The organism is Streptomyces sp. NPDC107546, from assembly GCF_055639175.1.
Window position 1 is genome coordinate 21,348 of sequence record NZ_JBVKBA010000054.1, and the last position, 6,571, is coordinate 27,918.

At 68.8% G+C, this 6,571-nt stretch carries 6 protein-coding genes and 1 pseudogene; 4 read left to right on the top strand and 3 right to left on the bottom strand.

Annotated features, from left to right (window positions below; genetic code table 11):
• Positions 1–251: 251 nt before the first annotated feature.
• The gene (locus tag ACZ7L1_RS37130) at positions 252–851 is read right to left on the bottom strand and encodes a DUF6058 family natural product biosynthesis protein (protein ID WP_471443864.1); all 600 of its coding nucleotides are present in this window, start codon (positions 849–851) and stop codon (positions 252–254) included.
• A gap of 206 nt (positions 852–1,057) precedes the next feature.
• On the opposite strand from ACZ7L1_RS37130, the gene ACZ7L1_RS37135 reads away from it, so the two are divergent.
• The 3 genes and pseudogenes from ACZ7L1_RS37135 to ACZ7L1_RS37145 form a co-directional block, all read left to right on the top strand.
• The gene (locus tag ACZ7L1_RS37135; protein WP_471443866.1) at positions 1,058–2,539 is read left to right on the top strand and encodes a LamG domain-containing protein; all 1,482 of its coding nucleotides are present in this window, start codon (positions 1,058–1,060) and stop codon (positions 2,537–2,539) included.
• Positions 2,540–3,095: 556 nt separating this feature from the next.
• Positions 3,096–3,566, top strand: coding sequence for an indole-3-glycerol phosphate synthase (locus ACZ7L1_RS37140; protein ID WP_471443868.1), 471 nt, complete (start codon positions 3,096–3,098; stop codon positions 3,564–3,566).
• Between the two features lie 210 nt (positions 3,567–3,776).
• A pseudogene (locus ACZ7L1_RS37145) lies at positions 3,777–4,180 on the top strand (SDR family NAD(P)-dependent oxidoreductase); the annotation flags it as partial.
• A gap of 132 nt (positions 4,181–4,312) precedes the next feature.
• Here ACZ7L1_RS37145 and ACZ7L1_RS37150 read toward each other — a convergent pair.
• The gene (locus ACZ7L1_RS37150) at positions 4,313–5,092 is read right to left on the bottom strand and encodes an NAD(P)H-dependent oxidoreductase (RefSeq protein WP_471443870.1); all 780 of its coding nucleotides are present in this window, start codon (positions 5,090–5,092) and stop codon (positions 4,313–4,315) included.
• Positions 5,093–5,231: 139 nt separating this feature from the next.
• On the opposite strand from ACZ7L1_RS37150, the gene ACZ7L1_RS37155 reads away from it, so the two are divergent.
• Positions 5,232–6,080 (top strand): helix-turn-helix transcriptional regulator, encoded by an 849-nt coding sequence (locus ACZ7L1_RS37155; RefSeq protein WP_471443872.1) that lies wholly within the window; start codon positions 5,232–5,234, stop codon positions 6,078–6,080.
• 78 nt (positions 6,081–6,158) lie between these two features.
• Here ACZ7L1_RS37155 and ACZ7L1_RS37160 read toward each other — a convergent pair whose 3' ends face one another.
• The gene (locus ACZ7L1_RS37160) at positions 6,159–6,476 is read right to left on the bottom strand and encodes a winged helix-turn-helix transcriptional regulator (RefSeq protein ID WP_471443874.1); all 318 of its coding nucleotides are present in this window, start codon (positions 6,474–6,476) and stop codon (positions 6,159–6,161) included.
• Positions 6,477–6,571 lie beyond the last annotated feature (95 nt).

Consider the following 6,571-nt stretch of genomic DNA (forward strand, 5'->3'; position numbering starts at 1 on the left):
AGGCCGGGCTGCTCCCCGTGGACTTTCCCTTCCCGCAGCCCCCGCTCGCGGCCGCACTGCGGCGGCTCAGCGACGGCCTCGGCACCCCACCGCCCGACAACGGCGTGTTCCTTGCCCGCGCCACGGCTGCGCCTGGCCCGGAAGGCACCACCTCCGTGGTGAACCCCGCTGCGCCGGTGCCGCACGAACCGGCCGATCCCACCCCGGCCAACGACCCGACCCATCCGCAGAACGCCACCCACGGCTGCGGGTCAAGGACGCGGGAAGCGGGCGCGCATGGCGTCGATGCAGGTGTCCCGGGACGTGGGTCCGCCGAACCGGAGACGGTCATAGGCCGTGAACGCCGGTTCCAGGGCGTCGAGTTCGTCGACCAGAGCGTGCAGCCGCTCGGACCACTGCGCTGAACCGGCGTCCGGCTCGTTCGCTGCGGCACCGATCGCGGTCGTCAGGTAAGCCTTGCGCTGAATGGTGGCCGGGGTCACCGAGTGCAGACACACGTACTGTCCGCTGAGATACGAATGCCACTCCGCCTTCCCGGTGACCGGGTCGGCCCAATGAGCGATGAACCACGCTTCGAGCAGCTCTACGCCGCCGGCCTCGTCGGCGAGAGCGAACAGGTCGGCCGGCACCATCTCAGCACCGTCGGAGCGCAGATATCCCGGAAGCGGCAGACGCTGCCCCAGCATCAGCCGGCGGACCGCGTCGGCTTCGCGGCCATGGACTGCGCACAGTTCCTCAAGGGAAACGAACTGCGCGCTGACATATACGTCATCCGCATCGGTCATCGGATGATCACCGTTGACCTCCTGGAACCGCTCGACGAGCTGCTGCTTCAGGTCCGTCTCCGGCATAGGGGGCCTCCGGCATCGTCAGCGCGGGCATCTCCCGCACAGGACTCCGCACGCTACCGGCCGGACGGTTCGGCACTCACCGAACTCTCGATGCGCAGAAAGCGGATGACTGGTCAGACGGGCATTCGACACCTGGCTAGACTCATCCCGATCATTGAAAACACGGGCCGGTCATAGCCGATCGGCCTGTTCGGGGAGGGGACGCAATGGCCGGAGTGGTCAGCAGACGCGGATTGCTGGGCGGGGCCGCGCTCGTGGGAGTCGGAGCACTGGCGGGCGTGGCACAGAGCGCCGGTACGGCTGCGGCCGAGGCGCCACTGGACACACCGTTCACGCCGGTGTCGGTGCCGCATCTACTGCAGGCCGAGCAGATGGTGCAGTACCAGCGTCTGCTGGCGGCCGGTCACCTGCCGGACGGTCTGGTCGGTCACTGGCCGCTGGACGGCACGGCAGCCGACCGGTCGGGCTACGCGGGCTCCGTCACCCTCGGCTCGGGCGCAACGTGGACGACGCTGCGGGCCGGCGGCGAGCTGAGCCTGGACGGCACGCCGGGTGCGTACGCGGCCACGGGCTCGGTCCTGGACACGACGGCACCGTTCACGGTCTCGGCGTGGGTGCGTCTGTCGGACGCAGCCAGTCTTTCCACCATGTACACCGCAGTAAGCCAGGACGGCTCGATGGCGAGCCGTTTCCTCCTCCAGTACGACGACACAGCCGGCACATGGGCGTTCAAAGCGCGCAGCGCGGACCAGAGCACGAAGGTCTCCGCCCTGGCGGCCAACCCCGCCACACCGGGCCTCTGGACGCATCTGGCCGGTGTCTGGGACGGCGCGCAGATCCACCTCTACGTCAACGGCACGCTGGAGGGCAGCGCGGACTCGACCCTGTCCTGGGCTGCGACGGAAGGCTTCAACATCGGGCGCGGCAAGTGGAACAGCGCCCCGGTGAACCGCTTCAACGGCGCCGTCGATGACGTTCGCGCCTACGGCCGCGCACTGACCGCCGACGAGGTCGCCGTCATCAGCGGCCGGACCGCCCGCGCCAACAACGTATACTTGATCGGCTCCCCGTCGTCCGTGACATGGGGCACTCCCGACGACGCGACGACGTGGATCGCCCACGCCCGCTGCTCGTCCTTCCTCACGCGGGTGCTGAAGCACACCTACGGCTGGGCGACGGACGACTACTTCACGAAGTATTTCCAGGACACCGTCCCGGAGGCCGCGGACTACCGCAAAGCCTTCGCCGACGGTACGGCCGGCCCCCACTTCCGGCGCATCCGCAAGGTGACGGACCTGCGGCCGGGCGACCTGATCGCGATCGACTACAACGGCCAGGTCGCGGACAACACCGGCCACATCGTGATGGTCCGCGAGGTGAAGGGCACCTTCACCGGCACCGCCGACTTCACCGGCGAGACTCAGTTCGCCGTCGAGATCATCGACTGCACGTCCGACCCGCACGGCGTGTACGGCCTGTCCAACTACCCGGCGTACCCGGACAGCCGCATGGTCAGCAATGTCACCGGGGAGAACTTCCAGGGCGTCGGCATCGGTCACATGATGTTCTACGCCTCCGACGCCACTGGGGAGTTCTCGCGCTATCGGTGGAGCGTCAACACCAGCAAGACCACGGCGGAGAACCTGACGGTCGCCGACCGGCCGATCGCCGCGGCACGGGTGGTGTGACCTTCGGCGGATCGCTGTCCCATGCCCCGCGACGACGACCTACGGGTCCCGAGTTCGTGGAATAAGGCCCGCGCGGTTCGGTAGGCCCCCTGTGCGCCGAGGCGGGTGGACCGAACGGCACGGACGAGCGACGAGACGGTGGCTCGCGCCGGGCGTGGCACGGTACGAATGAACGCCAACGCGATCGCTGCCGGCCTCGCCGGCAGCGATCGCGTGCGCTGCGCCTCAGCTTCGATCTCGGTCTGTCGGTGGTCGGGGCAATAGCTGCGGCGGAAGTCGCACGCGCATGGCGCGGCGAACACGAGCTCGCGACCGCTGCCCTGAACACCTGTACCGAACCGTCCGGGCTCGCCCCGTCTGCCAGGGTGGCGGCCATCGCATCCTGGGCATCCGCCCAGATGGCGGCGAAGGCGTCGGTGTCCGCACCTTCTCCGGACGCGTCACGTCCCATGCCGGGCCCTGCGCTCACCAGGCCAAGATCAGGTCCTGAACCGTGGGACGCTACCGTTGCTCACCGTTCGCGCTTCGCCCGGGGCGCACTGAGGTTGGGACCCAGATGTTCACCAGCGTTCTTCTGATCGAGCAGCAGCTGTCGGCGGCGGACGTCAAGTTCGTCACCGCTCTCCACGATGACGAAGCGTTCTTTGTCGTCCTCATGCAGCCACGGGGCGCCGAGAACCGGCTGCTGCGCTCTCTGGACGACATCGCGCTCGGAGAGCTGGAGCAGGCTGCCCACGAAGGCGGGGAGCCGGAGGGCGAGGAAGCCCGGCAGCAGGCCGCCCAGGCACTGGAACACTCGGTCCAGAGCCTGCGGGCGGCCGGTAGCGAGTCCGTCGGGCAACTGGCCGGCGGCCACCCCCTGAACCTGTTGCGATCGGTGGTCGAGCAGACGGGTGCCGAGGAGGTGATCGTTCTGACCGCTCCGCATCTCCTCGAGGAACTCCTCCACCTCGACTGGGCCAGCCGGGCCCGTCATACGGTAGGCGTTCCCGTACTGAAGCTGTACGCACACGACGACGAGAAGTGACCAGCCCCGCGCCTGCGTGCCGACCACCGACCGTGCGGCAGTGCGGTGCCCAGGGCCGCGGGGTCGGCCGTCCGTGGGGGCGGCAAGCAGCCTTCCTCAGTCCGACTCCGGCTTCCGGGTGCCGCTCCGGAAGACGGCGGTGACGGCTTTGCCTTCGAGCGCTGGACGGGCGTGCCAGGAGTCGGCGAGGGCGGCGACGAGGTGCAGGCCCAGACGAACTTCTACGGCCCTTTGCAGGTCACCTGCGCCTTCGTGCCGATCGTCGAGGCCAACGGCGGCGGCCACGTTCTCAACGTCCACTCCGTCCTCTCCTGGATCGGGGTCGCCGGTTCCTGCAGCGCGTCCAAGGCGGCCCTGTGGTTGCAGACGAACTACCTGCGGCTGGAGCCGAAGCCGCGCGGCATCGATGTGACGGGTCTGCACGTCGGGTACGTCGACACCGACATGGCAGCAGACGTCGACGCGCCCAAGTCCAGCCGAAGGATGTCGCCGCGCTCGCCATCGGGGCAGTCGAGTCCGGAGCGTACGAGGTGCTCGCCGACGACCTGTCACGGCGCGTCAAGGCGGGGCCGACCACGGACATCGAGACCCTTTACCCGCAACTCGTGAAGTGACGCCCGCGGGCCGTCGGGCCCCAGAGAGGGCGTTTCGGGAGTCGCATCCCGGACAGGGACGGAGTGGTTCGCCACGGTCCGCGGACTGGTCCTCGGGTTCGCGCCCCGGCTCGTCCTGTCCGTCGTCGGCGGTCAGCCGCGCACGTGCAGTGCGAAACCCGTGCGGCCCGCGGGTTCCAGTCCCTCCTTCAGGTGCAGTGAGGGGATCTCGTAGTCACCGAAGTTCTGCCGCCGGAACGCGATCGGCTCGGTCGACTCCAAGGTGAGCAGGCGCTGCTCCCAGGCCTTGGCGACGTCCGGGTAGTCCTCGCGGGTCATCCGGTCGGCACCGTACAGCACGAACGGCGGCAGCACCTCGATGCCCGGGTAGTAGAGGATGCCGTGGTGGATCGGGAACAGCAGATCGTCGATGGGGCCGTTGATCCCGCGAGCGGCGTAATGTGACTCCGGGCCGCCGGCGGTCACCGACAGCAGAGCTTTCCTGCCCGCGAGGGTGCCTTCACCGAAGCGCTCGCCGTACTTGGTGTCGCTGTGCTCGCCGACGCCGTACGCGAAGTGGTAGGTGAACACCCGGTCCACCCAGCCCTTGAGGATCGCAGGCATCGTGTACCACCACAGCGGGAACTGGAAGATGATCGTGTCGGCCCACAGCAGCTTCTCCTGCTCGGCGAGGACGTCCGGCGTGAGCGTCCCTGCGTCGAAGGCCCGGCCCGAATCCAGGGCGACCTTCAGCGGACTTGAGGCGTTGGGGCCGTAGTCCGCGGCGTCCACGACCGCCTTCCAGTTCATCGCGTACAGGTCGCTGACCCGTACCTCGTGCCCGGCGGTCTGCAATGTGGACACCGCGAGGTCCTTCAGCGAGCCGTTGAGCGAATTCGGCTCCGGGTGGGCGTAGACGATCAGGGTCTTCATGGGAACTCCTTCGGATCGGGTGCCGTCGATTCTGGGCGCCGCGGCGCCCGGCGTTCAGGGACGCCTCTTCCACCGGACGGGACTTCCTGGTAATGGCAGGACCACCTTCACGGGCACCGCCGAGGGCATACTGTGGGGCATGGACGATCTTGCGAGCTTCCTTCGGACCCGGCGCTCCCGGGTCGACCCGGCGGCCGTCGGCATCCCCACCGACAGCCGCCGCCGGGTCGAAGGGCTGCGTCGCGAAGAGGTCGCGCATCTGTCCGGAGTCAGCGTCGACTACTACGTACGCCTGGAACAGGGCCGCGCGACCCAGCCCTCCGAGCAGGTCCTCGACGCGCTCGCCCGCGTCCTCGGCCTCGACGAGACCGAACGCGGGCACCTCTACCGGCTCGCGCGGCAGCGCCGCCGCCGCGCGAAGGTGCCGGGCGGGCGGGTCCGGCCGGAGTTGCTGCGCGTCCTCGACCTGGTCGCCGACGCACCCGCGCTGATCATGGACCACCGCCTGGACGTACTCGCCGGGAACCGCCTCGCCGGACTCCTCTACGGCCGGCCGATGCCGGGCCTGAACACCGCCCGGCACATCTTCCTCGAGGAGGCCGAGCGCGGCCTTTACGCGGACTGGGAGAAATGCACCCTCGACGTGGTCGGGCACCTGCGCCTGGCCGCCGGCAAATACCCCGAGGACCCCCGACTGGCCTCGCTCATCGGCGAGCTGGCGATGGGCAGCGAGCGCTTCCGCCGCCTCTGGGCCCGCGCGGACGTGCGCGCCCGCACACATGGACGCAAGGCCTATCGGCACCCGCTGGTCGGACTGCTGGAACTGCACCAGGAGAACTTCGCGCTACCGGACGAATCAGGCATGGAGCTGCTGGTGCTGTCCGCGGCTCCCGGCAGCCCCGCCGAGGACGGGCTGCGCTTGCTCGCGGGCCTGGGCGCGGACAGCGGTGACGCGCATCCCACAGTGAACGCTCACGTCCGCGAGTAACTCAACGACTGTTGCGGGTCATGAGGTTGTTGACGGATCGGTGAGTCCGGCTTGGTTGTCGGCCTCCCATTGCGCGAGCTACGCCAGGGCTCCGTTCGCGAACGACTCGCCGAGCGACGAGAGTTGGTAAACCATGCCGGAATGTTCCGACGATTGCCCGGTGCTACCCGCCATGATGACGAGTCCGCGTGCCTGCAGGCGCTGGAGCGCCTGAGTGAGAACTTTGTCGCTGACTCCCGCGATACGCACGAGTAGTTCGTTGCGTCGCGTTGGCCCCAGACGCAGAGCGGAGAGCACGATGGGATCCCATGTGTGGCGGATGAGTTCGGCTGCCGCGCACATGACAGTCGGAGACGAACGTCTGACAAGACTAGTGCTGTGGCCGGAAAGATTCATCGGCTCGCGACGCCCGGCACGGCACCTCGCCGCGTTGTCGCATCGCCCGAGTACATCCGGTACGCGGGCGACGCTCCGCCTTGCGATGCTCCCCC